23 protein-coding genes and 6 tRNA genes are annotated in these 24,641 nt (G+C 29.7%); all 29 read left to right on the top strand.

The features are described from left to right. Positions 1 to 16: 16 nt before the first annotated feature. The 29 genes from pth to dusB all read left to right on the top strand — a co-directional run bounded on the left by pth (position 17) and on the right by dusB (position 24,605). The gene (gene pth / locus EJL03_RS11475) at positions 17 to 583 is read left to right on the top strand and encodes an aminoacyl-tRNA hydrolase (RefSeq protein ID WP_125154114.1); all 567 of its coding nucleotides are present in this window, start codon (positions 17 to 19) and stop codon (positions 581 to 583) included. A gap of 18 nt (positions 584 to 601) precedes the next feature. Continuing rightward, positions 602 to 4,108 (top strand): transcription-repair coupling factor, encoded by a 3,507-nt coding sequence (gene mfd / locus EJL03_RS11470; protein ID WP_125154113.1) that lies wholly within the window; start codon positions 602 to 604, stop codon positions 4,106 to 4,108. Between the two features lie 113 nt (positions 4,109 to 4,221). Further along, entirely contained in the window at positions 4,222 to 5,229 is a 1,008-nt protein-coding gene (locus EJL03_RS11465; RefSeq protein ID WP_125154112.1) for a peptidylprolyl isomerase, read from the top strand. A gap of 131 nt (positions 5,230 to 5,360) precedes the next feature. Further along, complete coding sequence (gene spoVT / locus EJL03_RS11460; protein WP_125154111.1) at positions 5,361 to 5,912, top strand: stage V sporulation protein T; 552 nt, start codon at positions 5,361 to 5,363, stop codon at positions 5,910 to 5,912. A 146-nt stretch (positions 5,913 to 6,058) separates the two neighbouring features. Then, positions 6,059 to 7,612, top strand: coding sequence for a putative polysaccharide biosynthesis protein (locus tag EJL03_RS11455; RefSeq protein ID WP_125154110.1), 1,554 nt, complete (start codon positions 6,059 to 6,061; stop codon positions 7,610 to 7,612). Beyond that, a complete protein-coding gene (gene yabN / locus EJL03_RS11450) occupies positions 7,609 to 9,069 on the top strand; it encodes a bifunctional methyltransferase/pyrophosphohydrolase YabN (RefSeq protein ID WP_125154109.1) in 1,461 nt (486 codons plus the stop codon). Before EJL03_RS11455 ends, yabN begins: the two co-directional genes overlap by 4 nt. Before the next feature lie 84 nt (positions 9,070 to 9,153). Beyond that, positions 9,154 to 9,429, top strand: coding sequence for an HU family DNA-binding protein (locus EJL03_RS11445; RefSeq protein ID WP_125154108.1), 276 nt, complete (start codon positions 9,154 to 9,156; stop codon positions 9,427 to 9,429). Positions 9,430 to 9,503: 74 nt separating this feature from the next. Beyond that, the gene (locus EJL03_RS11440; protein WP_125154107.1) at positions 9,504 to 9,761 is read left to right on the top strand and encodes an RNA-binding S4 domain-containing protein; all 258 of its coding nucleotides are present in this window, start codon (positions 9,504 to 9,506) and stop codon (positions 9,759 to 9,761) included. 107 nt (positions 9,762 to 9,868) lie between these two features. After that, entirely contained in the window at positions 9,869 to 10,156 is a 288-nt protein-coding gene (gene yabP / locus EJL03_RS11435; RefSeq protein ID WP_125154106.1) for a sporulation protein YabP, read from the top strand. Between the two features lie 8 nt (positions 10,157 to 10,164). Then, positions 10,165 to 10,557 carry a spore cortex biosynthesis protein YabQ gene (gene yabQ, locus EJL03_RS11430; RefSeq protein WP_125154105.1) on the top strand — a complete coding sequence of 131 codons (393 nt, stop codon included), beginning with the start codon at positions 10,165 to 10,167 and terminating at the stop codon, positions 10,555 to 10,557. A 99-nt stretch (positions 10,558 to 10,656) separates the two neighbouring features. Next, positions 10,657 to 10,923, top strand: coding sequence for an FtsB family cell division protein (locus EJL03_RS11425; protein WP_206427370.1), 267 nt, complete (start codon positions 10,657 to 10,659; stop codon positions 10,921 to 10,923). 58 nt (positions 10,924 to 10,981) lie between these two features. Next, entirely contained in the window at positions 10,982 to 11,398 is a 417-nt protein-coding gene (locus EJL03_RS11420) for a S1 domain-containing RNA-binding protein (RefSeq protein WP_125154103.1), read from the top strand. 115 nt (positions 11,399 to 11,513) lie between these two features. Next, positions 11,514 to 11,603 (top strand) — tRNA-Leu (locus EJL03_RS11415). 6 nt (positions 11,604 to 11,609) lie between these two features. Next, a tRNA-Met gene (locus EJL03_RS11410) sits at positions 11,610 to 11,685 on the top strand. A gap of 11 nt (positions 11,686 to 11,696) precedes the next feature. Next, positions 11,697 to 11,773: transfer RNA gene (locus EJL03_RS11405), tRNA-Met, on the top strand. Positions 11,774 to 11,785: 12 nt separating this feature from the next. Next, a tRNA-Leu gene (locus tag EJL03_RS11400) sits at positions 11,786 to 11,875 on the top strand. Between the two features lie 6 nt (positions 11,876 to 11,881). Beyond that, positions 11,882 to 11,957, top strand: a tRNA-Met gene (locus EJL03_RS11395). A gap of 11 nt (positions 11,958 to 11,968) precedes the next feature. Then, positions 11,969 to 12,045: transfer RNA gene (locus EJL03_RS11390), tRNA-Met, on the top strand. A 283-nt stretch (positions 12,046 to 12,328) separates the two neighbouring features. After that, positions 12,329 to 14,716, top strand: a complete 2,388-nt coding sequence (spoIIE, locus tag EJL03_RS11385) for a stage II sporulation protein E (RefSeq protein ID WP_125154102.1) — start codon at positions 12,329 to 12,331, stop codon at positions 14,714 to 14,716. A gap of 105 nt (positions 14,717 to 14,821) precedes the next feature. Continuing rightward, entirely contained in the window at positions 14,822 to 16,210 is a 1,389-nt protein-coding gene (gene tilS / locus EJL03_RS11380) for a tRNA lysidine(34) synthetase TilS (RefSeq protein ID WP_125154101.1), read from the top strand. A gap of 5 nt (positions 16,211 to 16,215) precedes the next feature. Then, positions 16,216 to 16,752 carry a hypoxanthine phosphoribosyltransferase gene (gene hpt, locus EJL03_RS11375; protein WP_423243349.1) on the top strand — a complete coding sequence of 179 codons (537 nt, stop codon included), beginning with the start codon at positions 16,216 to 16,218 and terminating at the stop codon, positions 16,750 to 16,752. An 81-nt stretch (positions 16,753 to 16,833) separates the two neighbouring features. Further along, positions 16,834 to 18,642, top strand: a complete 1,809-nt coding sequence (ftsH, locus tag EJL03_RS11370; RefSeq protein WP_125154099.1) for an ATP-dependent zinc metalloprotease FtsH — start codon at positions 16,834 to 16,836, stop codon at positions 18,640 to 18,642. 88 nt (positions 18,643 to 18,730) lie between these two features. Beyond that, positions 18,731 to 19,114 (top strand): thioesterase family protein, encoded by a 384-nt coding sequence (locus EJL03_RS11365; RefSeq protein ID WP_125154098.1) that lies wholly within the window; start codon positions 18,731 to 18,733, stop codon positions 19,112 to 19,114. 140 nt (positions 19,115 to 19,254) lie between these two features. Beyond that, entirely contained in the window at positions 19,255 to 20,685 is a 1,431-nt protein-coding gene (locus EJL03_RS11360; RefSeq protein WP_125154097.1) for a carboxyl transferase domain-containing protein, read from the top strand. A gap of 25 nt (positions 20,686 to 20,710) precedes the next feature. Continuing rightward, entirely contained in the window at positions 20,711 to 21,070 is a 360-nt protein-coding gene (locus EJL03_RS11355) for an OadG family protein (RefSeq protein WP_125154096.1), read from the top strand. A 17-nt stretch (positions 21,071 to 21,087) separates the two neighbouring features. Continuing rightward, the gene (locus EJL03_RS11350; protein WP_125154095.1) at positions 21,088 to 21,489 is read left to right on the top strand and encodes a biotin/lipoyl-containing protein; all 402 of its coding nucleotides are present in this window, start codon (positions 21,088 to 21,090) and stop codon (positions 21,487 to 21,489) included. Positions 21,490 to 21,590: 101 nt separating this feature from the next. After that, positions 21,591 to 22,679, top strand: coding sequence for a sodium ion-translocating decarboxylase subunit beta (locus EJL03_RS11345; RefSeq protein ID WP_125154240.1), 1,089 nt, complete (start codon positions 21,591 to 21,593; stop codon positions 22,677 to 22,679). Positions 22,680 to 22,835: 156 nt separating this feature from the next. Next, complete coding sequence (locus tag EJL03_RS11340) at positions 22,836 to 23,624, top strand: type III pantothenate kinase (protein ID WP_125154094.1); 789 nt, start codon at positions 22,836 to 22,838, stop codon at positions 23,622 to 23,624. Continuing rightward, positions 23,625 to 24,605, top strand: a complete 981-nt coding sequence (gene dusB, locus EJL03_RS11335) for a tRNA dihydrouridine synthase DusB (protein ID WP_125154093.1) — start codon at positions 23,625 to 23,627, stop codon at positions 24,603 to 24,605. It abuts the gene before it with no gap. Positions 24,606 to 24,641 lie beyond the last annotated feature (36 nt).

Raw genomic sequence — 24,641 nt, 5'->3', positions numbered from 1 at the left:
TAACGGAGGCAATAATATGTTTTTATTAGTTGGACTAGGTAATCCAGGAAGAGAATATGAAAAAACTAGGCACAATGTAGGCTTTGATTGTATAGATTCAATAGCGGGTAAGTATAATATTTTATTAAACAGGATAAAATTTAAGGGAGTTTATGGAGAAGGAAATATAAATGGAGAAAAGGTTATTTTATTAAAACCACAAACTTATATGAATTTAAGTGGAGAGAGTTTAAGAGAAATAGTTCAATTCTATAAAATACCATCCAATGACATAATAGTTATTTATGATGATGTGGATTTGGAGGTGGGACGATTAAGAATAAGAACAAAAGGAAGTTCAGGGGGGCATAATGGAATTAAGAGTATAATAGCTAACTTAGGAACAGATGAATTTATAAGAGCTAGAATTGGAATAGGAAAAGCGGAAAGAGATATGGTTTCTCATGTATTAGGTAAATTTATACCAGAGGATAGAGAAAAATTAAATCAATGTTTTGAGGTAGTTAGAAAGTCAGTAGAAATTATTATTAAGGAAACTCCTGAAAAAGCAATGAATAAATTTAATAATTTTAAAGCGGAGTAATATAATGAGGTGAATAAAATGAGATTAAGTGGTATTTTTAAGCCTCTAAGAAGTAGTAAGGAATTTAAGACTATTAAAAATAGTATAGATAGAGGTAAATATCCGTTAAGCATATTTGGACTTTCGGAGTCTTCAAGGAGTTATGTTATAAATGGAATGTATGATGAAATAGACAAGCCCTTGTTACTAGTAACTCATAGTGACGTGGAAGCAAGAGATTTATATGAAGATTTATCTTTATATATAAACGAAGTATATTATTTTCCAACGAGAGAAGTAGTTTTTTATAACCTTGATGCTATTTCAGGAGATTTAAGATGGGAAAGATTAAAGGTTATAAAAAGTATATTAGAACCAGGTAAGAAAATTATAGTGGCATCTATTGAATCTTTAGCTGCATCATATATCTCTATGGATTTATATAAAAGATATATATTCAAATTTTCTATAGGGGATATTGTGGATTATAAGGATTTAAGTGAAAAGCTTATCCAGTGTGGATATGAAAAGGTTGACTTAGTAGACAGTAAAGGGCAATTTTCTGTTAGAGGGGGAATACTTGATGTATACTCACCAACATCAGCTGAACCTTATAGAGTAGAACTCTTTGGGGATGAAATTGATTCTATAAGAAGTTTTAATGCAGAGTCTCAAAGAAGTATTGATAAGACGGATTCTATAGAATTATTTCCTGCAAAAGAAATAATTTTAAATAGAAACAATATAGAAATAGGTTGTAAAAATATTCAAAGTGATCTTGAAAGTGTAACTTCTATTTTAAAAGAAAAAGGTAATAATGAAGCTATAGAAAAATTAGATAATATAGTTAATAGGAACTTAGAAAGTTTAAAAGAAAATTGGTCATTTGAGACCATAGATAGTTATTTGCCATATTTTTATGATAAAATAGATGGGTTTTTAGATTATTTTAAAGATTGGTTTATTGTACTAGATGATGTTCAAAGATGTGAAGGAAAACTGGAAAGTGTATATTATGAATTTCAGGACAACTATAAAAATTTTTTAAGTAGGGGAAATGTTTTACCTAAACAAGCAGAACTTTTAATTCCTAAACATGAACTATGGGATACATTAAAAGATAGTCAAATTGTAACATTAAGTGCTATTCCTAAATCTGTAAAAGTTCTAGAACCTAAAGAAATAGTTAATTTTTCACAAATAACTTTGAGTAATTACCAAGGTCAATTAGATATTCTTATAGATGATATAAAGGAGAAAAAAGCAGCAGGTTATAGAATTTTAATATTATCAGGTACAAGGCCAAGAGGGGAAAGACTAGTAAACACATTAAGGGATAATGACATAGAAAGTGTTTATAAAGATGTGGTAAATGAAATAATGCCTGGAGAGGTTATAATAACCTTTGGTAGTCAATTAAAAGGATATGAGTATACCCAATTAAAATTATGTATTATATCAGATAAAGAAGTTTTTGGAAAAGCTAAGAGAAAATTAGCTAAAAAACAGAACAAAAAAGGTTTGAGTAAAATTAAAAGTTTTACTGAGTTAAAGCCAGGAGATTATGTAGTACATGTAAATCACGGTATAGGAGTATATAAAGGTATAAAACAACTAGAAATTGCCGGTCACAAGAAGGATTATTTAGAGTTAATGTATTTTGGGGATGATAAACTTTATGTACCGGTTGAGCAATTGGATATGGTTCAAAAATATATAGGTAGTGAGGGAAATGCACCTAAAGTAAATAAATTAGGGAGTTCTGAATGGACAAAAGCTAAAAATAAGGTAAAAAAATCTATAGAAGAAATAGCAGAGGACTTAGTAAAATTATATGCGGTACGTTCTACACTTAAAGGATATAAATATTCTAAGGACACTGTATGGCAAAAGCAATTTGAGGAGGAATTTCCTTTTGAAGAAACTCCTGATCAAATTACTGCTATAGAAGAAATAAAATCAGATATGCAGTCAAATAAAGCCATGGATAGATTATTATGTGGAGATGTAGGTTATGGTAAGACAGAAGTTGCTTTAAGAGCAGCATTTAAAGCCGTAATGGATGGAAAGCAAGTAGCTTTTTTAGTACCTACTACTATATTAGCACAACAACATTACAATAATCTTTTGGAAAGATTCTCTGATTTTCCTATTAAAGTAGATATGATAAGTAGGTTTAAAACTCCTGCACAACAAAAATCTACTATTAAATCAATTAAAGAAGGGAATATAGATATTTTAATTGGAACCCATAGAATATTACAAAAAGATGTATTGTTTAAAGATTTAGGACTTCTTGTTATAGATGAAGAGCAAAGATTTGGAGTAAAACATAAAGAGAAAATAAAGACATTAAAAAAGAATGTGGATGTACTTACTCTAAGTGCTACACCTATACCTAGAACGTTACATATGTCTTTAGTTGGAGTTAGGGATATAAGTGTTATAGAAACCCCTCCTGAGGAAAGATTCCCTATTCAAACTTATGTAGTTGAATACAATGATCAATTAATAAGGGACTCTATATTAAGAGAAATAAATAGAGGTGGTCAGGTTTATTTTGTATATAATCGAGTTGAAAACATAAAGGAAATAGCCTCTTATGTTTCTAAACTTGTACCTGAAGCTAAAGTTGCTATAGCACATGGACAGATGCAAGAAAGAGAATTAGAAAATGTTATAATGGGATTTATGAAAAATCAGTATGATGTACTTGTTGCAACTACAATAATAGAAACGGGTATGGACATACAAAATGTTAATACTATGATAATATATGATTCTGATAAGATGGGATTGTCACAGTTATATCAATTAAGAGGGAGAGTTGGAAGAAGTAATAGAATTGCATACTGTTATTTAACATATAAAAGAGATAAAATTTTAACAGAAGTTGCAGAAAAAAGGTTAAAAGCTATAAAAGAATTTACGGAATTAGGATCAGGATTTAAGATTGCCCTTAAGGATTTAGAAATTAGGGGTGCAGGAAATATGATGGGATCTTCACAACATGGACATATGGCGTCTGTTGGTTATGATCTGTATTGTAAAATGTTAGAAGATACAATAAAAAAAGTTAAAGGTGAAATTGATAGAGAACCTATAGAAACTACGGTAGAGCTTAAGGTGGATGCGTTTATACCGGAAAATTATATAGGTGATGAAATTCAAAAAATAGAGATTTACAAGAAAATAGCAGCAATAGAATCATATGAAGATATGATGGATGTTCAAGAGGAACTAGAAGATAGGTTCTCTGAAATTCCTCCATCTGTTCAAAATTTAATAGATATTGCTTATATAAGATGTATTTCTAAAGATTTAGGAATAGAAGAGATAAAAGAAAAAGGTAATGAAATAATTATAAAATTTGATAATAAGGAAAGATTTAATGAGAAGCTTAGAAAAAATATAAAAAATAATTATAATAGAGAAGTGATATTTAAGTTTGGTGATAAACCAGCCTTAGGATATAATTTAAAAAATATAAAAAAGGAGGAATTATTAAGTAAATTAAAAGAACTGATTTTAAATATAAAAAGCTAAAATGAATATTTTTCATAACTATATATAAAAAGATTAATATTCAAATTATTTGCAATGGAAACTAAAGATTATAATAATAATAAAGATTAAATAGAAAGAGTGGGGGAATAAAATTGAAAAACATAAAAAAATTAGTGGCATCTACATTAATAAGTATACTTGCTATGTCTGCGGTAGGATGTAGTATGATAGAAAAAACACCTGAGGCAATAAATAAAAGTGTTGTTGCCAAAGTTGGTAATGAAAAAATTACAAGAGGTGAATTGGATACCAATCCAATGCTAACAGAGCAGATATCAAAAATAAAGCAACAATATGGTGAAAATTATGATAAAAATACTGAAGTAAAAGACCAGTTACTTCAGTATAAAAAGCAAGTTTTAGATCAAATGATAACAGAAAAAATATTATTAAGTAAGGCTAAAGAGTTAAAGGTTGACGAATCTAAAATAAACGAAGAGCTTACAAAAACTATTGACAACATTATAAAACAAAATTTTAATGGAGATAAAGCAAAGTACAGTGAAGAAATAAAAAAGATGGGTGTGGATGAAAACACACTAAAAGAGTTTTATAAAACACAATTAATAGCAAATGAGGTTCAAAAGACAGTAACAAAGGATGTAAAAATTGATGATGCAAAGGCTTTGAAATACTATAATGATAACATATATAGTTTCACAGAAAAACCAAGTAAATTTCATGCATGGCATATTTTAGTTAAAACTGAGGAGGAAGCTAAAAAAGTTAAAGAAAGACTTAACAAAGGTGAAGATTTTGCTAAAGTGGCGAAGGAAGTTTCCACTGATCCTGGATCAAAAGAAAGTGGTGGTGATTTAGGTTCTGTTGAATATAGCCAATTTGTAAAACCTTTTTCAGATGCAGTTGTTAAGTTAAATAAAGGTGAAATATCAGATCCAGTTAACAGTAAGTTTGGATATCATATTATAAAAGTAATAGATAAAGATCCTGTTTCATTTAAAAAGTTTGATACTGTAAAGGAACAGATAAAGAAAGATACATTAGCAGAAGAGCAGCAGAAAGTGTTTACTGAAAAAGTAAATCAATGGAAAAAGGATACAAAAATTGAAACAGAAAAGTATGAAAAGAATATATTATAGTAAAAAAAACCCGAAATTTTAAATTTCGGGTTTTTTTAAATTACAAATGTGTATAAAATTTCATATTTAGAAAGATAATATTAATACAAGTCGTAATAAATAAATATTTTTAGTTAAGGGAGGAAAATTTTATGAAGGCAACAGGAATTGTAAGACGTATAGACGACCTAGGAAGAGTAGTAATTCCTAAAGAAATAAGAAGAACATTAAGGATCAGAGAAGGAGATCCTTTAGAAATTTTTACAGATAGAGAGGGTGGAATAATACTAAAAAAATATTCCCCTATAGGAGAGTTAAGTGAATTCTCTAAAGGATATGCTGAAGCATTACAGCAAGCTATTGGCAACATAGTATTTATATGTGATAAGGATAGTATAATATCTATTAGTGGAGCTCAGAAGAAAGAATATTTGGATAAAAAGATAAGTAATGAGTTGGAAAAGATAATAGATGATAGAAAGACAGTGCATTTTAATCAGGGCTCACAATTTGTATCATTATATGATGATGAAGAAGTAGAAGGAAAATATAAAGCTCAAGTTATTTCTCCTATAATTTCAGAAGGAGATGCAATAGGAGCTGTAATCATTGTATCTAAGGAAGAAGGGAAAACATTTGGTGATGTAGAAATCAAATTAGCTGAAACTGCATCATCCTTCTTAGGTAAACAAATGGAACAATAAATGGCAAACATGGCAGCATGTCTGCCATTTATTGTTTTTTAATTCTTTCTAGATTATTGACTATAAAAATAAAAAATATTCAAATGAAGTAATAATATTCCCTTAAGCTAAATAATATATTTAGAAGGATAAGGGGGTATAAATTGATGAAAAAGCAGTCTCTTATAAAAGGAACATTTATTTTAGGTATAGCGGGAATACTTGCGAAATTTTTAGGGTTGTTTTTCAGATGGCCTCTCATAATGTTAATAGGAGATGAAGGGGTGGGCTATTACCAAATGTCATACCCATTATATATGTTTTTTATTGCAATAGCTTCTGGAGTGCCTGTGGCTATATCAAAAATGGTGTCTGAAGAAAAGGCAATTGGTAATAACGAGGGAATAATACAAGTTTTTAAGAAATCAATGCTTCTTATGATTATAATAGGAGGAGGATTTTCAGCATTTCTGTTTATATTTTCTAAGCAACTTATACAGTTCTTTAAATGGGATGTTAAGTCTTACTATTCACTTATAGGGATAGCCTCTGCACCAATATTTATATCTATAATGAGTGCCTTTAGAGGTTTTTTTCAAGGGTTACAAAATATGAGCCCTACTGCAGTATCACAAATAATAGAGCAGATAGGAAGAGTTTTTTTTGGAATAGGACTAGCATACATATTGTTACCTAAAGGTATAGAATATGCTGCAGGAGGGGCTGCATTTGGTGCTACAGCAGGGGGGATATTTGGTGGTATATATTTATTTTTTAGATATATGTCTATAAAAAGAGAGCTTAATATAAATAAAGTAAAGGATAATTTATTTATATTAACAAAGCTTATATATATATCTATTCCTATTTCTTTAGGAGCCACTGTAGGAAGTATAATGAGTCTTATAGACTCGGCTTTAGTACCTCAAAAACTTTTGGAAGCTGGATATAGCTACAAGCAAGCAACCATACTATATGGACAGCTTACAGGAAAGGCATTTGTATTAGTAAATGTACCTCTTACTATATCTATAGCATTATGTGCATCAATTGTTCCTATAATAGCTGAATTTTATATACTCAATAGAAAAGGTGAACTTGTAGAGAAAGTTAATTTAGCAATTAAATTTTCAATGGTTATAGCCCTTCCATCTTTTCTAGGATTGTTTTTTTTGTCAGCTCCTGTTATGAGACTATTGTTCCCTGGACATAGTCAAGGATATGAAATTCTTAAATATTTATCTATTTCTATACCATTTATAATAATAACTCAAACAACAACAGCTATACTACAAGGGGTGGGTAGATATTTAAGACCTGTGTTAAACCTTGTAATAGGATGTATAGTAAAAATTATTATAACAGTTACACTAGTACCTATTCCGGATTTGAACATCTATGGAGCTGTTGTAGGCAGTATAATGGGGTATTTAATCTCCTCAATATTAAATATAAGATGTTTAAAGCAAACTCTTAAAATATCTCTTAATTATTATGAAATTATGATAAAACCAATGTATGCTTCTGTAATTATGATAATTGGAGTAATATATATATATATTACGGCATTTGATTATACTTGGAGTAACGCATTGGCATGTTTAATAGCAGTATTTTCTGGTATATTAATATATAGTATACTAATTGTGTTAATGAGAATATTTAGTTATAGTTATTTTAAGCATAAATTTCTTAAATACAAAAGGAGAGATAATAGATGATAAAAGTAGTGGGATTAGGACCAGGAGCTAAAGAAGCTCTTACCTTGGGGACCATAGATGTATTAAAGCAATGCAAGCATGTATATTTGAGGACACATAAGCATCCTACTGTAGAATATCTAAAGGATTTTGGCATAGAATTTACTACATTTGATAATAAATATGAACAGATGGATAGTTTTGATGAGGTATACCAATCCATAGCAAAGGATATAATTAAAAACTATGAAGAATTTCATGATATAGTGTATGCAGTACCAGGTCATCCATTGGTAGCTGAAAAATCTGTAATTAATTTATTAAAATTATGTAGGGAAGAGAATATAGATATAGATATTTTACCAGCAGTTAGTTTTGTAGACTCTATGATGGAGGCTCTTAAACTTGATCCTATAGAAGGAATAAAAATAATAGACGCCTTTGATATAAAAAATCAATTATTAGATAAAAGAGTAGGAACCATAATAACACAAGTGTATAATAAATTTATAGCTTCCGAGGTTAAGCTTACTCTACTAGAGTATTATAAGGATGAAACAGAAATATATTTTGTAAGAGCTGCAGGAGTGAAGGGACTACAAAGTGTAAGAAAAATTCCAATATATGAGTTAGATAGGCAATTAGATATAGATTATTTAACATCAATTTTTATTCCTAAAGATGAAAACAATAATAATGATTTTTACGATTTACTTAACATAATGGAGAAACTAAGAAGTGGGGATGGATGTCCATGGGATAGAGATCAAACCCATGAATCTTTGAAAAAATATTTAATAGAAGAAAGTTATGAAGTGATAGATGCTATAGATAATAATGATGATGATGGTATTGTAGAAGAACTGGGAGACGTATTATTACAAGTAGTATTTCATTCACAGATAGGAAAAGAAGAAGGTTTTTTTAATATAAATGATGTAATAAAAGGAATATGTGATAAAATGATAACGAGACATCCACATGTATTTAATAATATGCTAGTTAATTCATCAGAAGAAGTTTTAGATAATTGGGATAAAATAAAAAAGAAAGAAAAAGGATTTATTACATATACAGAAGAATTAAAACATATAGGAAAAACATTTCCAGCACTTATAAGAGCTGATAAGGTTCAAAAAAAGGCGGCAAAGGTTGGATTTGATTGGGATAAAGTTGAAGATGCTATGGAAAAAGTCTTAGAAGAATTTTATGAGGTAAAAGATGTATATAAAAATAATAATAGGGAAAAAATATTAGAAGAAGTTGGAGATTTAATATTTGCTACAGTAAATGTAGCAAGATTCCTTGACATTGACCCTGAGTTTGCATTAAATTATACTATAGATAAATTTATTAGCCGATTTCAATACATAGAAAAATCTGCGGTTAATATGGATGTCAAACTAAATGAAATGACATTAGAACAAATGAATCAATTGTGGGAAGAATCAAAGAAAAAAGAAAAGAAATCTTTGTGATTTCTACGATTAAAAAAAGGAATTTTAAATTAAGTGCAGAATATGCTATTTTATAGCATATTCAAATTTAAGGAGGTAACAAAGGTGAACAAATCAGAATTAATCACAAGTATGGCAGAAAAATCAAAACTAACAAAGAAGGATGTAGAACTAGCTTTAAAATCATTTATAGAAAGTGTTGAGGAAGCACTAGAATGTGGAGAAAAGGTACAGTTAGTAGGATTTGGAACTTTTGAAACTAGAAAAAGAGCTGCAAGAATAGGCAGAAATCCAAAGACTAAAGAAGAAATAAATATTCCAGAATCAACAGTTCCAGTATTTAAACCTGGTAAAGAATTCAAAGAAAGAGTTAATAAATAAAATATTGTTTTTACTATATTTTAAAAAAACCTGGGTGAGAATCTGGGTTTTTTGTTTTTTTAGGAGGGATATCAATGAGATTAGATAAATACTTAAAAGTTTCAAGGATAATAAAAAGAAGAACTATAGCTAAAGAAGCTTGTGAAAGTGGAAGAGTTCTTATAAATGATAAAGTGGTAAAGCCTAGCACTGAAATAAAGGAAAATGATATTATAGAAATAAAGTATGCTGATAGATCAATAAAAGCGAAAGTTATAAACATAGCTGAACATGTAAAAAAAGAAGATGCTAAGGAAATGTATGAAATAATAGCTGGAACAGAAAATTTATAAAATATTTTTAAAGGACTAGTTGAATATACTTCTAGTCTTTTTCTTTTTAAAGTTCTATAAAATATTAGGCAGTCATATAATTACTATAGGTTGGAGGTGTATTATATATGGAAAAAAAGGAAATAAAAATAGAAGAAAAAAGTAGTATGACCTTAGAAAATAGAAAGAGATTATTTCTAAATGGTGTGGTTGAAGTTGTAAGTTTCAATGAGGATCAAATAATATTAAATACAAAATTAGGAACTTTACATATAAAGGGTGAGGGATTAAAGATGAATAAGCTGGATGTGCAAAATGGGGAAGTTATTATAAATGGTATGATAAATTCCTGTGTATATGTAAATAAAGAAAATAAAAAAGAAAAAGAAAAACTATTTAAGAAATTATTTAAATAGAGGTAAATATGATAATTTCAATACATCAACAATTAAAGTTATTAATATTTAGTTTAGCATCCGGTATTATTACTGGTATACTATTTGATATATATAGAATAATAAGAGGATTTGAGAATCCAAAACAAATAGTTACTTTTATAGAAGATACTTTATTTTGGATTTTATCGGGTATTTTAGTTTTTATTTTCCTTTTATATACTAATTATGCTTATGTCGGTTTTTATGTATATTTATTTATTGCATTAGGCATATATTTATACCTAAAATTTGTAAGTAAGGTTTTTTTAAAAGTGCTGCATAATATTTTAAAAAGTATAGGAAAAGCCTTAAGAATGTCTAAAAACTTGATATTTTTTCCTATAGAAGTTATGATATATAAATTTAGAAGAAAAAAGTAAGTTAAAATTCTAAAAATCACTTGAAGAAAATTCAAATTGCAATTAGAATATAGTTAAAGGATAAAATACGCTCATGAAGGGAATTATTTTTATTAAATGATTAAGAAGATTAAATTTAAAAGTCTATTTTTAATTATGGTTGTGTTTTATATTGGATATATATTTGTAAATCAGCAATTTACAATAAAAAATATAAAAACACAAATTAATGAAAAAAATATTGAGCTACAAAAATTACAGGACAAAAATCAAAAACTACAGGATGAAGTAAATATGTCTAAAGATGATTCTTATATAGAAAGGTTGGCAAGGGAAAGATTAAAGCTTGTGAAACCTAATGAGATCCCTGTGGTGAATAGCAAATAGTATTGGTTAATTTTAAAAATTAATATACATTTATTTTTTAAGGAGGAATTTTTTTAATATGACCTTAAAGGCAGGAAACATACTAGAAGGTACAGTGGTTAACATTACAAACTTTGGTGCTTTTGTTGAAATTGAAGGCAAGACAGGTTTGGTGCATATATCTGAGGTATCAGATAGTTATGTAAAAGATATTAGAAGTTATTTAAAGGAAAGTGATAAAGTAAAGGTTAAAGTTATTTCAGTAGATGATAATGGCAAGATAAGTTTATCAATAAAGCAAGCATCACCGCAAAAAAAATCTATGAAACCTATTGAGATTGATTGGAGTAAGGAAAAGGAAAAAGAAAAACAGCCTTCAAAAAACTTTGAGGATATAATGTCAAAGTTCTTAAAGGAAAGTGAAGAAAGACTTCAAGATATGAAGAAAAATCAGGATTCAAAAAGTAGGGGCTATAGAAAAAGTTCAAATTACTAGGAATTAAGAGGCTTTTTAGCCTCTTTTTATAAATTAATAAAAAAAAATGTTGACATAAATAAATTGTTAATATATAATTAATCATGTCGTGAGATACAGAAAAAAAAATTCACGTGCCGAAGTGGCGGAACTGGCAGACGCACAGGACTTAAAATCCTGCGATGCTTAAAACATCGTACCGGTTCGATTCCGGTCTTCGGCACCACAATATCGCGGGGTGGAGCAGTTGGCAGCTCGTCGGGCTCATAACCCGAAGGTCATAGGTTCAAGTCCTATCCCCGCTACCAAAAGAAAATATGGCGGAATAGCTCAGCTGGCTAGAGCATTCGGTTCATACCCGAAGTGTCGTAGGTTCAAGTCCTATTTCCGCTACCATATAGATTATATGCCGAAGTGGCGGAACTGGCAGACGCACAGGACTTAAAATCCTGCGATGCTTAAAACATCGTACCGGTTCGATTCCGGTCTTCGGCACCATAATATCGCGGGGTGGAGCAGTTGGCAGCTCGTCGGGCTCATAACCCGAAGGTCATAGGTTCAAGTCCTATCCCCGCTACCAAAAGAAAATATGGCGGAATAGCTCAGCTGGCTAGAGCATTCGGTTCATACCCGAAGTGTCGTAGGTTCAAGTCCTATTTCCGCTACCAGATAGATCCCGTAAGTTAGCTTACGGGTTTTTTAGTGTAAAGAAAGAAAAAAAGCTTCTTTTGCCTAATCACAACCATATATTTCCAATTACAACATAATCATCTCTTTTTTGTTTTTTGCTCTAAAAAAATATTAATCTTTTACTTTAAAATAATTTTTCCCGTAAATACTAGAGATATATGTCCTAAAAAAAATTTAATCAGCACTCACCTTATGACAATTATTTCCAGTAACCTTTGTTATAATTTAAAATGAAATATTTACAAGGGTGGTGGGTTTATAATGCAATATGGTGCAGAGATATTTCCATATAAAAGAATAAAAAAGGCTAATAAGGATAGACATAAAGGAAAAGAAATTAATTGGAGTTCTATTGTTACCGTAATTATTTATTTCTTTTCTGCTTTATTTACAAGTAGAGTAATTATGGTAAATTTGATGGCTCCTTTTGGAATTGCGTTTTTAGTAGCTGCAATTATTTCTGAGGATAATAAATTTACTATGATAACTGGTATTGGATGTACTATAGGGTATATATCCTTATATAATAATATACGAAATATATGGATATATTTTGTAATAACAGGTACAGTAGTATTTTCAAGTTATGTATTTAATAAGATTAAAACTAACAAAAAGATATATATATTATATGGTATTATTTTTCTTGAATTATTTTTATACAATAGGTTTATATTACACATTAGCACAACTATAGCTTTTTTAAATGCTATCTTTGAAATAGCGTGTATCTTTCCAATATATTATATTATTAATTATTCAATTACATGCATTAAACAATTAAAAACTAAACATTTATATACTGGAGAAGAAATTATAAGTATGGCAATAACATTATCGTTAATAGTGGCAGGGACTTGGGGAATAAGTATATATGGTGTCTCTGTAAGAAATATATTAGCCCTTACGTCTATTGTAATGATTGGTTACATAAAAGGTAGTTCGGCTGGTGGAGCTTGTGGGATAGCAATGGGAACAATTGTAGGCCTATCTACAAGTAATATGGTAACTTTTGTAGGGGTATATGGTGTTTGTGGTTTAATATCAGGTATATTTAAGTCAATGGGAAAATGGATAAGTGGATTATCTTTTGTAGTTATATTTGCCATTTTAAAGTTATACTCAGATATAGGGGTGCAATTTCAATTTAAGGAGGCTTTAGTTGCATTATTTATATATTGTATTATTCCAAATACATTATATAAAAAAATGGAATTGGAATTGGATTGGGAAATGAAACAAGAAAATGTAAAAGAGAATTATGTAAATAATATAAAAGATTTATTTTTAGATAGATTAACAGGATTTTCAGATGTGCTTCTAGATATGAGTGTTATACTGGAAAATTTATCCAACAATGAAAAATTAGAAATGAAAACTAAAAGTAGCGCTTTGGTAGAGAACTTAGCAGATAGAGTTTGTGGCAATTGTAATATGAATTCTATGTGTTGGAAAAGAGAGAATTTTTATACTTATTCTGCTCTAGAAGAAATGATAAGAAATTATCAAAATAAAAAGAAAGTAGTTCCTGATGAAATAGATAGGAAATGTATAAAAAGGGCTGCGCTCATAAGAAACACAGAGGAGATAGTAAATAACTATATAATAGATGAAACATGGAAACATAGATTAACTGAAAGCAGAAGATTTTTGGCAACTCAAATAGGTAATATATCTGCTTCTGTAAATGAGATGAGGGAAGAGTTTAATGAAAGTATAAAGTTCAATAGATATATTGAAAAAGATATAAGAAGAATACTAAATAAAAATAATATAAAATACAGAGACGTATTTTGTTATAATAATAAGAAAGATAGGTTAATTATAAAGTTATCTATGAATGCATGTGGTGGCAAACAAAAGTGTGTAAAACAAATATTACCTTTAATCAATAATGTAACGGGTAAAATGATGAGCATAAGTGAGGAATGTTGTAATTTAGATGTCACTAGTAGAACTTGTGCTATAACATTAGAGGAAACACCAAAGTATCATATAGCTTCTTATGCGGGTATATTATGTAAAGATGGAGAAAAGTTTAATGGTGATAGTTATGCTTATGATAAGTTGAAGGATGGCACATATATAACAATAATAAGTGATGGAATGGGATCGGGTCCACAAGCAGAACAAGAAAGTAGTGCAGCAGTAGAATTAATAAAAAAATTTGCTGAAGCTGGATTTAGTAAACTTACAGCTATTAATACTATAAATTCGCTTATGACTATAAAATTTTCAGAGGAGGAGAAGTTTTCAACTGTGGATTTAAATAGTGTGGATTTATACTCTGGTGAAGCTAATTTTATGAAGGTTGGTGCTGTAGCCAGTTTTATAAAATCTAAAGATAAGGTAGATATAATAAAATCTAAGACACTACCTATAGGTGTATTAGATAAGGTAGATGTGGATATAGTAAACAAACAGGTTCATAATGGAGACTTAATTATAATGCTTAGCGATGGAGTTTTAGATTATAATGTTAATGAAGCTGGAAAAATAGACTGGTTATTAAAGTATCTTAGAGAAACTAATTTCAATAAGCCAGAGGAATTATGTAAAGACATTGTGAATAAAGTTAAAGAGTTAAGCAATGGCAAGATAAAAGATGATATGACAGTAGTTGTTTCAAAGGTATATGCTTTGTATTAAAGTAAAAAACCAGAGATCAAATACAATTGCTATATGATTTCTGGTTTTTAAGATTTTATTTATGTTATAATTAAGATTATGAAATTTTAGGGAAGTGTTATTTTTATGATAGATAACGTTGTAAAAACTATAGAAGATAATAGTATGATAAGTTTAGGGGATAAAATAATAGTAGGGGTATCTGGGGGACCAGATTCTATGTGTTTACTTCATGTACTACATGTTTTGAGGGATAGATATAAAATAAGATTGGTAGTTGCCCACGTAAATCACTGTCTAAGAGGGGAAGAATCTGACAGAGATGAAGATTATGTAAAAGAGTTTTGTAAATTTAAAAGTATAGAGTTTTACGCTATAAGAGTTGACATAAATAAAATGTGCCAAGAAAAAAACATATCCTGTGAGACAGCAGGAAGGGAAGCAAGGTATTCTTTTTTTAACAAAGTATTGAAGGAGACAAAAGGTAATAAAATAGCATTAGCACATAATGCTAACGATCAATGCGAAACTATACTTATGAGGATTATGAGAGGAACAGGGATGCAGGGGCTTATAGGAATAAAGCCAGTAAGAGATAATCTATATATTAGACCGCTTATTAATTCTAATAGAGAAGATATAGAGGAGTATTGTGATGAGTTTAATATAAATCCCAGAATAGATAAGACTAATTTAGAGACTATATATACAAGAAATAAAATAAGATTAGAGCTTATTCCATATATGAAAAATAATTTTAATTCTGATTTAGTTAATTCTGTAAATAGATTATCAACAAATATTGCTATAGATAATGAGTTTATGGAAAAAATAAGTATGGATACATTTAACAAATATTCTATAATTAGTAAAGATAAGGTTATAATAAGAAAGGAAGTTTTTGATAAACATATGGCTATAGTAAGTAGAATACTGAGATTAGCCATACATTATATAAATGGAAATTTATATAATTGTGAAAAAATACATATAGACAGTATTATAAAACTACAGAATAATACAACAGGGAAATTTATAAGGTTACCTAATAGTATAGTAGCAATAAACAACTATGGTGATATTGTTATAAATAAGAAAGGTAAAATAGAATATAAGAAGAATAATGAAGAGTATGTTATAAATTTGGGGGAAAATAAATTAGATAATAATATAAAAGTTTGTGCCACTTTAATCAATGGTCAAGAAAGCATAAATTTTGATGAAGCTGTAAATACAAAATATTTTGATTTTAATAAAATTAATGGTAATATATTGTTAAGATATAGAAAGGATGGGGATAGATTTACGTCATTAGGGATGAAGGGTAGTAAAAAAGTAAAAGATATATTTATGGATTTGAAGATACCTAAAAATGAAAGAGATAATATACCACTTATTTGCTTCCACAATGAAATAGCATGGATAGTTGGGTATAGGGTTAGCGAAAAATTTAAAGTTGAAAAATCTACTAAAGAAATTTTGAAGATATCAGTTGAAAGTGAGGAAATAAGATGAGCAAAATGAAAGATGATATTAAAGAAATATTATTAGATGAACAACAGTTAAGGAATAAAATAAAGGAAATAGGAAAAAGGATTAGTAGTGATTATTTAGGAAAAGATCTAATGCTTATAGGTGTATTAAAAGGATCAGTACCTTTTATGGCTGATCTTATGAAGGAGATAGAAATACCATGTACTATGGATTTTATGGCTGTTTCAAGTTATGGGAATTCAAGTAAAACTTCAGGAGTTGTAAGAATATTAAAAGATTTAGATTTTGAAATAGAAAATAAGGATATACTAATAGTAGAAGATATTATAGATTCAGGAGTAACTTTAAGATATCTTGTAGACTATTTAAAAGGTAGAAATCCTAATAGTATTCAAATAGCTTCTTTATTAAATAAGCCGGATAGAAGAATGGTAAAGATAGATGCCAAATATATTGGATTTCAGGTCCCAGATCACTTTTTAGTGGGATATGGATTAGATTTTGCAGAAAAATACAGGAATTTACCTTATATTGGTATATTAAAAGAGGAAATTTACAAATAATTAAGTCTAAATATTATTGTAAAGGAATATTTGATATGATACAATTTTACAGTATAAACTAGAAAGAGAGGGGGGCCAGTAATGAATAAGAAATTTTCAAGTGCAACGGCCTGGGTTGTAGTACTTATTGGAGTTATTGTTGCCGCTTTATATTTGGCAAGAACTAATGAAAGTGCAACAACTGTTAATTTTAACCAATTCCAAAAATATTGGATAAATAATGAAATAAAAAGTTTTGAAGTAAAAGATGATAAAATGACAGTAATAGGTACTTTAAAAAATGGAAGCCAGTATGAAACAATAGTTCCATTTGAAAGACTTAATCAATTTATAAGTGCTCATGATAAAAATGGAGAGGTAATCGAGAAATATGCACTGCCAGCAAGAACACCTATGTGGTTAAATTGGTTACCTACAGCATTATTAATATTAATGTTTGTAGTATTTTGGTTTATGTTTATGCAACAATCCCAAGGCGGTGGTGGCAACAGAAATGTTATGAATTTTGGAAAGAGTAGGGCTAAAATGGCTACTCCAGATAAGAAGAAAGTAACATTTAAGGATGTGGCAGGAGCAGAAGAGGAAAAAGAAGAGTTGGCTGAAATAGTTGATTTTTTAAAGCAACCTAAAAGATATAATGAAATGGGAGCAAGAATTCCTAAGGGAGTGCTGTTAGTAGGACCTCCTGGTACAGGAAAAACATTACTTGCAAAGGCTATAGCTGGAGAAGCTGGTGTACCATTTTTTAGTATATCTGGTTCAGACTTTGTAGAGATGTTTGTAGGTGTTGGAGCTTCAAGAGTTAGAGACTTATTTGATCAAGCAAAGAAAAATGCCCCTTGTATAGTTTTTATAGATGAAATTGATGCTGTGGGAAGACAAAGAGGAGCTGGACTTGGGGGAGGACATGATGAGAGGGAACAAACTTTAAATCAGCTGTTAGTTGAAATGGATGGCTTTGGAGCTAATGAGGGCATTATAATGATAGCTGCAACTAATAGACCAGACATATTAGACCCAGCGTTATTAAGACCAGGTAGATTTGATAGACAAATAGTAGTAGGGGCTCCTGACGTTAAAGGTAGAGAAGAAATATTAGTTGTTCATTCAAAAAACAAACCACTGTCATCAGAAGTAAAGTTAGATGTTTTAGCCAAAAGAACTCCGGGATTTACTGGAGCAGATTTAGAAAATTTGATGAATGAGTCTGCATTGCTTGCGGTTAGAAAAGATAAAAAAGAGATAGGAATGGATGAATTAGAAGAAGCTGTTACTAGGGTAATAGCAGGACCGGAAAAGAAAAGTAGGGTAATAGATGAAGAAGATAGAAAACTTACAGCGTATCATGAAGCAGGGCATGCAGTAGTGATGAAATTACTACCACATGCAGATCCTGTCCATCAGATAAGTATAGTTCCAAGAGGTATGGCTGGCGGTTATACTATGCATTTACCAGAAAAGGACAGTTCTTATATGTCAAAATCTAAATTAGAGGATGAAATAGTAGGACTACTTGGAGGAAGAGTTGCAGAAAAATTAATAATAGGTGATATCAGTACTGGTGCCAAAAATGATATAGACAGAGCTACTACAATAGCAAGAAAAATGGTTATGGATTACGGAATGAGTGATAATCTTGGACCAATAGCTTTTGGAAGTGGCCATGACGAAGTATTCTTAGGTAGAGATTTTGGTAAAGCTAAAAATTTTAGTGAAGAAGTAGCTTCAAAAATAGATAAAGAAGTTAAAAATATTGTTGATATGGGATATAATAGTGCCCAATCATTGCTTAGAGAAAATGTTAATAAATTACATGCAGTTGCTAAGGCTCTACTAGAAAAAGAAAAATTAGAAGCAGATGAATTTGAAGAAATATTTGTAAATAGTTAAAACAGAGGAAATTTCCTCTGTTTTTTATTTTTAAAATTTATTAACTTAATGATATAATTAAATTATAAAAATAAAAGAGGTGATAGTTATGGTTAACGTGAAAGAGGGTATCAAAAATATAAAAGAAATAAAGGTTACAGAAAAACTAACAGCCATTGAATGTGGTTCTGGGGATTTATCAGTATATGCAACACCAGCCATGATAGCATTAATGGAAAATGTATCAAAAGATTGCGTTTTACCATTTTTAGAGGAAGGATATACTACCGTAGGAATATCAGTAGATGTAAAACATATAAAAGCAACTCCTTTAGGGATGAAGGTTAAATGTGAGGCTTTGTTAACAAAAATTGAAGGTAAAAAACTTTTTTTTCAAGTGAAAGCTTGGGATGAAGTTGGAGATGTTGGTATAGGAACTCATGAAAGATACATAGTAGAGAAAGAAGGGTTTATGAATAAAGTAAAGCAATAGTATAAAATTTAACAATAATAACGTTTACGTATACAGATATAGAGTAAATTTGCTCTATATCTTCATTTTTATTAATTACATTTTTTCAATATTATGGTATGATAGAAATAAGTATTTTATGGTGAAAGGGGTGTTTTATAATGGATAACGATTCTACAAAAAAGAATGCTAAAAATTTAACTAATGAAAAAAGCAATAAGTATAATGTAGAAGAAAGGATAAAATTACTTTTTGATGAAAATTCTTTTGTTGAGATAGGATCCTATATTAGAGAGAAAAATACTAGGGTTATAACCGGATACGGTACAGTTTCCGGTAAATTAGTATATGCATATGCCTTTGACTATGAATTAAATGGTGGTGTATTTACTAAAAAAGCAAGTGAAAAAATTTGTAATATAATGGATATGGCGGCTAAAATGGGAGCACCTATTGTAAAGATGTACGATTCTATAGGAAGTGACTTATCAGAAAATCTAGATATACTACTAGCCTATGGAAAATTAATTGATAAAAGTTCAAAATTTTCGGGAGTTATACCACAAATTTCTATAGTATACAGTGCTTGTTCTGGGTTATTGGCTGTTGGTTCTGCTATAAGTGATTTTAATATAGTTATCAATGAAAGTTCACAGGTATATTTAAATGATCCAAAAGATGTAATAGTGCATGAAAGTAAATATATAGATTCTAAGAGTTATGGAAACGCATTAAATTTAATGGATAATGGTACAGCGCAAATATTATGTGACAATGAAAAGCAGGCAATAAGCTTAGCAAGAAAATTAGTAAGTTATTTACCTTCTAATAATTTGGAATTTCCTATAGATGATAATATAGATGAAGATAGTAATAAAAAAAATTTACAGAATATTTGCCAAATTGAAAATTTGTCTGAAGAAATATGTGATACAGGAACTTTAATTAATATAAATAATATATGGAATACACAGGTAGATACTAATTTAGGAAAAATTGGAGGAATTGTGGTAGGTATAATAGAGAGCAGAGAAGGAGCTAAACTAACAATAAGGGATGTTAATAAAATTGGAAGATTTGTTAAGGTATGCGACTGTTTCAATATACCTATTGTATCATTGGTTGACTGTAAAGGGTTTTTAGAAAGTATAGACGAGGAAAAACAAGGTTTTATTATGGAATTAGCTAAGACATTTACTACTATTACACAGGCAACTGTACCTAAGTTAGCCATAATAGTGGGGAAAGCTTTTGGGGGAGCATATACATTACTCTCAGGGAAAGAAAGTACTTTTGATTTAGTGTGTGCATGGCCAGAAAGCGAAATATGTATTATGGAGCCTAAAAAACTATTAAGTATTTTTTATAGGGATGAAATATTAGAAAGCGACATTCCAAAGAGAAAGGAAAATGATATATTTGATGAGAAAACTAAAGAATTAACGGATATTTATAGGGCAGCTGAAAAGGGGTACGTAGATAATATAATTGAACCACCTTCAACTAAAGATATCATAATAAATTCTTTAAGCATGATGCAAAGTAAAAGGGAGATAAATTATCCTAAGAAACACGGCAGTGTGCTAATTTGAATGAAGGCAAAGGGAGGGGGAGCAATTGAATTTATTTATTGAAGGGTTAAAAGTAACTATTTTTTCTATGGTTATAGTATTTTTGGTTCTAGTTATATTGATGTGTGTTATAAAAATTCAAAATAGGATCTTTCACGATTTTTACTTAGCAAAACCTGAGGATGTAAAACATGTGGATGAAATTAATAGTGCACAACTAAAGGATAAACAAAGTAATGATTATACAAATGATGAATTAAATGATAAGGAGATAGTAGCGGCTATATCTGCAGCGTTAACTATGTATATGGGTACTGATTTGGAAAACGTGAATATAAAAAGTATAAAAAAGATTAAGGGTAGTTCAGAATGGAGAAAATCTGCTATTAATTTTAGAAATATTTAAAGGTTGGGGGAATATTAATGAAAAAATTTTGTGTTACGGTAAATGGGAATAAATATGAGGTTGAGGTGGAAGAGTTATTAAACAACCAAAATGATGAAGGCGCAGTAAGTGTTGAAAAAAATATTAAAGAAGATAATAATAAAGTAAACATGAATAAAAAAGCAGAGAATAATACATCCAAGAAGGATAAAAATAAGAATGTAAAGGGTAAAAAAATAGAAAGTCCTATGCCGGGAAGTATATTAAAGATAAATGTAACAGAGGGAGAAACTATAAAAAAGGGACAGGTATTGTTAATATTAGAGGCTATGAAAATGGAAAATGAAATAATGGCACCTTGTGATGGAAAAGTATTAAATATTCATATAAACAAAGGGGCTAAGGTTGATACAGGGGATTTACTTATGGTTTTAGAATAAATTCATTATAAAAGGGAGTGTTCTAAGTGGATATAATTAAACCTCTTTATGATTTATGGATTTCATCAGGATTTGCCATTATTACTTGGAAGCAAATCATAATGATAGGCATATCAGGTTTATTGGTTTATTTGGCTATTAAAAAAGAATTTGAACCTTTGTTATTATTGCCTATAGCTTTTGGGATGTTAATTACTAATTTACCCCTTAATGGATTACAAAAACCTCCTATTTATGAATTAATAAATGGAAAACTTATAACTAAAGAAGCGGGAGGATTATTTTATTACTTATATAAGGGTGTGGAGTTAGATATATATCCTCCATTAATATTTTTGGGAGTAGGGGCTATGACAGATTTTGGACCGTTAATTGCTAATCCATCTAGTATACTGATGGGAGCAGGTGCACAATTTGGTGTATTTTTTACATTTATAGCTGCACTACTTCTAGGGTTTACTAAGCAAGAGGCTGCAGCTATAGGAATTATAGGCGGGGCAGATGGACCTACTGCTATATATTTGACGACTAAACTAGCAAAAGAGCTTTTAGGACCTATTGCGGTGGCAGCATATTCATATATGGCTTTGGTACCATTGATTCAACCACCAATAATGAGAGCTCTTACTACTAAGGAAGAAAGAACTGTAAGAATGGGACAACTTAGAAAGGTGAGAAAGGTAGAGAAGATAGTATTTCCTATAGTTGTTACAATTTTAGTTATATTATTATTGCCATCTATAGCACCGTTAATAAGTATGCTAATGTTAGGAAACATATTTAGGGAGTCACTAGTAGTTGATAGACTATCTGATACTGCTCAAAATGCTTTAATAAATATTATCACAATATTTTTAGGAGTTACTGTTGGGGCTACAGCCAAAGCGGAAATATTTTTACAGATGCAGACAATAAAAATAATAGTTTTAGGGGTGGTGGCTTTTGGAATAAGTACAGCAGCAGGAGTTATTATAGGCAAAATAATGTATAAAGTTAGTGGAGGGAAAGTTAATCCCCTTATAGGTTCAGCAGGGGTATCTGCTGTACCTATGGCTGCTAGAGTATCCCAAGTGGTTGGACAACAGGAAGATCCAGGAAACTTTTTACTTATGCATGCCATGGGACCGAATGTATCTGGAGTTATAGGGACTGCTGTAGCAGCGGGGGTTTTACTTACTTTATTTGGATAAATAGTTAAGAGTATCTGTAAATTATAATTTACAGATACTCTTTTTTAACTTATAATTGTTTGTATATATGCTAATGAATAATAAAAAGATTTATTTACATAATAATAAAATACATAATATAAACTTACTTTAATTTTTATGAAAGTGGTGGTACGGGTGATTTTAGTTTTAGATGCAGGAAATACTAATATAGTTTTGGGATTATATAAGAATAAGGAACTCATAGCTGATTGGAGAATTTCTACAGACCCATTAAGAACTGCAGATGAATACGGAATTCAAGTAATACAACTATTTTTACAGAGTAAATTAGATCCATCTGATGTAGAAGGAGTAATAATATCTTCTGTTGTTCCTAATATAATGTATTCAGTAGAGCATATGATAATTAAATATTTTGAAATAAAACCTATAATAGTAGGACCAGGAGTTAAAACTGGTATAAATATTAAATATGATAATCCAAAAGAAGTGGGAGCTGATAGAATAGTAAATGCTGTAGCTGCCCATGATAATTATAGAAAACCTTTAATAATAATTGACTTTGGCACAGCAACTACATTTTGTGCAGTAACTGTGGCAGGAGATTACTTAGGAGGAACTATCTGTCCAGGAATAAAAATATCTTCTGAAGCTCTATTTCAAAGAGCTGCTAAGTTACCAAGATTTGAATTAATAAAGCCTAATACAGTAATATGTAAAAATACTGTGTCAAGTATGCAAGCTGGTATGATTTATGGATATGCAGGTTTAGTAGATTGCATAGTTAAAAATATGAAGAAAGAAATGATGGATTTAGGAGAAAATGAACCCTATGTGGTTGCTACAGGTGGTTTAGCAAAACTTATAAGTGAAGAAGCAAGATCAATAGATGTTATTGATCCATCACTAACTTTAGAAGGATTAAGATTAATATATGAAAAAAACAGGGAGCAAATATTTTAAATGGAGATAGGAGATTTAAAATTTAATAATAATGTATTTTTAGCTCCATTAGCTGGGGTTACAGATATAGCTTTTAGGGGTCTATGCAAAAATATGGGTTGTGGTCTGGTATATACGGAAATGATTAGTGCAAAGGCTCTTTATTATGATAGTAAAAAAACAAAAGATATGCTTAAAGCTTCCCCAGATGAAGTCCCTATAGCTGTTCAAATATTTGGAAGTGACCCTAATGTAATGGCAGAGGTGTGTAATTATTTTAATGAAGATAACAATATTTGTTTAGTGGATATAAATATGGGATGCCCAGCTCCCAAAATAGTTAAAAATGGGGATGGATCTGCTCTTATGAGAAATCCTAAATTGGCATCTGATATAGTAACAAGTATAAAAAAAATTAGTAAAAAACCTGTAACTGTGAAATTTAGAAAAGGTTTTAGTAATGATAGTGTGAATGCAGTGGAATTTGCTAAATTTTTGGAAGATGCAGGTGCAGATGCGTTAACTGTACATGGGAGAACTAGGGAACAGATGTATGAGGGAAAGGCAGACTGGAATATTATTAAAAGAGTAAAAGAGGCAGTAAATATACCTGTTATAGGGAATGGGGATATTTTTACTCCAGAAGATGCTATTAAAATTACCCGGGAAACTTTATGTGATGGTATAATGTTGGGCAGAGGATCACTAGGTAATCCTTGGATATTCAGGCAAATTGAACAAAAATTAAAAGGAAATTTAATTTCTACACCTAATCCACAAGAGGTAATAGAAGTATGTATAAAACATTATAAAAATGCTTTGTACTATCATGGGGAGAGTAAAGCGGTAAGAGAAATGAGAAAACATATAGCATGGTATATAAAGGGGTTAAGACATTGCAATAAAATTAAAGAACAGATAAATGTGGAGAAGGACTATAAAAAAGTTTTAAATATATTAGAACTATATAAAAAGGAATTAGCTGAATTTCCTTTAAACTAAGATCATATAATTTATAGATATTATTAATTAGGATAA

Origin of the sequence: Clostridium rectalis, assembly GCF_900626095.1 — a bacterium.
In the GTDB taxonomy this organism is placed as follows: domain Bacteria; phylum Bacillota; class Clostridia; order Clostridiales; family Clostridiaceae; genus Clostridium_AS; species Clostridium_AS rectalis.
This window is presented reverse-complemented; position numbering and strand designations above follow the sequence as displayed.

What these genes read in the sequence shown, in the direction of transcription:
- EJL03_RS11350 (WP_125154095.1), top strand. Translation starts at nt 21,088, where the DNA reads ATGAAAAAATTTTGTGTTACGGTAAATGGGAATAAATATGAGGTTGAG.
- EJL03_RS11455 (WP_125154110.1), top strand. Translation starts at nt 6,059, where the DNA reads ATGAAAAAGCAGTCTCTTATAAAAGGAACATTTATTTTAGGTATAGCG.
- mfd (WP_125154113.1), top strand. Translation starts at nt 602, where the DNA reads ATGAGATTAAGTGGTATTTTTAAGCCTCTAAGAAGTAGTAAGGAATTT.
- EJL03_RS11420 (WP_125154103.1), top strand. Translation starts at nt 10,982, where the DNA reads ATGACCTTAAAGGCAGGAAACATACTAGAAGGTACAGTGGTTAACATT.
- pth (WP_125154114.1), top strand. Translation starts at nt 17, where the DNA reads ATGTTTTTATTAGTTGGACTAGGTAATCCAGGAAGAGAATATGAAAAA.
- yabQ (WP_125154105.1), top strand. Translation starts at nt 10,165, where the DNA reads ATGATAATTTCAATACATCAACAATTAAAGTTATTAATATTTAGTTTA.
- tilS (WP_125154101.1), top strand. Translation starts at nt 14,822, where the DNA reads ATGATAGATAACGTTGTAAAAACTATAGAAGATAATAGTATGATAAGT.
- hpt (WP_423243349.1), top strand. Translation starts at nt 16,216, where the DNA reads ATGAAAGATGATATTAAAGAAATATTATTAGATGAACAACAGTTAAGG.
- EJL03_RS11360 (WP_125154097.1), top strand. Translation starts at nt 19,255, where the DNA reads ATGGATAACGATTCTACAAAAAAGAATGCTAAAAATTTAACTAATGAA.
- EJL03_RS11440 (WP_125154107.1), top strand. Translation starts at nt 9,504, where the DNA reads ATGAGATTAGATAAATACTTAAAAGTTTCAAGGATAATAAAAAGAAGA.
- yabP (WP_125154106.1), top strand. Translation starts at nt 9,869, where the DNA reads ATGGAAAAAAAGGAAATAAAAATAGAAGAAAAAAGTAGTATGACCTTA.
- spoVT (WP_125154111.1), top strand. Translation starts at nt 5,361, where the DNA reads ATGAAGGCAACAGGAATTGTAAGACGTATAGACGACCTAGGAAGAGTA.
- yabN (WP_125154109.1), top strand. Translation starts at nt 7,609, where the DNA reads ATGATAAAAGTAGTGGGATTAGGACCAGGAGCTAAAGAAGCTCTTACC.
- ftsH (WP_125154099.1), top strand. Translation starts at nt 16,834, where the DNA reads ATGAATAAGAAATTTTCAAGTGCAACGGCCTGGGTTGTAGTACTTATT.
- EJL03_RS11365 (WP_125154098.1), top strand. Translation starts at nt 18,731, where the DNA reads ATGGTTAACGTGAAAGAGGGTATCAAAAATATAAAAGAAATAAAGGTT.
- dusB (WP_125154093.1), top strand. Translation starts at nt 23,625, where the DNA reads ATGGAGATAGGAGATTTAAAATTTAATAATAATGTATTTTTAGCTCCA.
- EJL03_RS11345 (WP_125154240.1), top strand. Translation starts at nt 21,591, where the DNA reads ATGATAGGCATATCAGGTTTATTGGTTTATTTGGCTATTAAAAAAGAA.
- spoIIE (WP_125154102.1), top strand. Translation starts at nt 12,329, where the DNA reads ATGCAATATGGTGCAGAGATATTTCCATATAAAAGAATAAAAAAGGCT.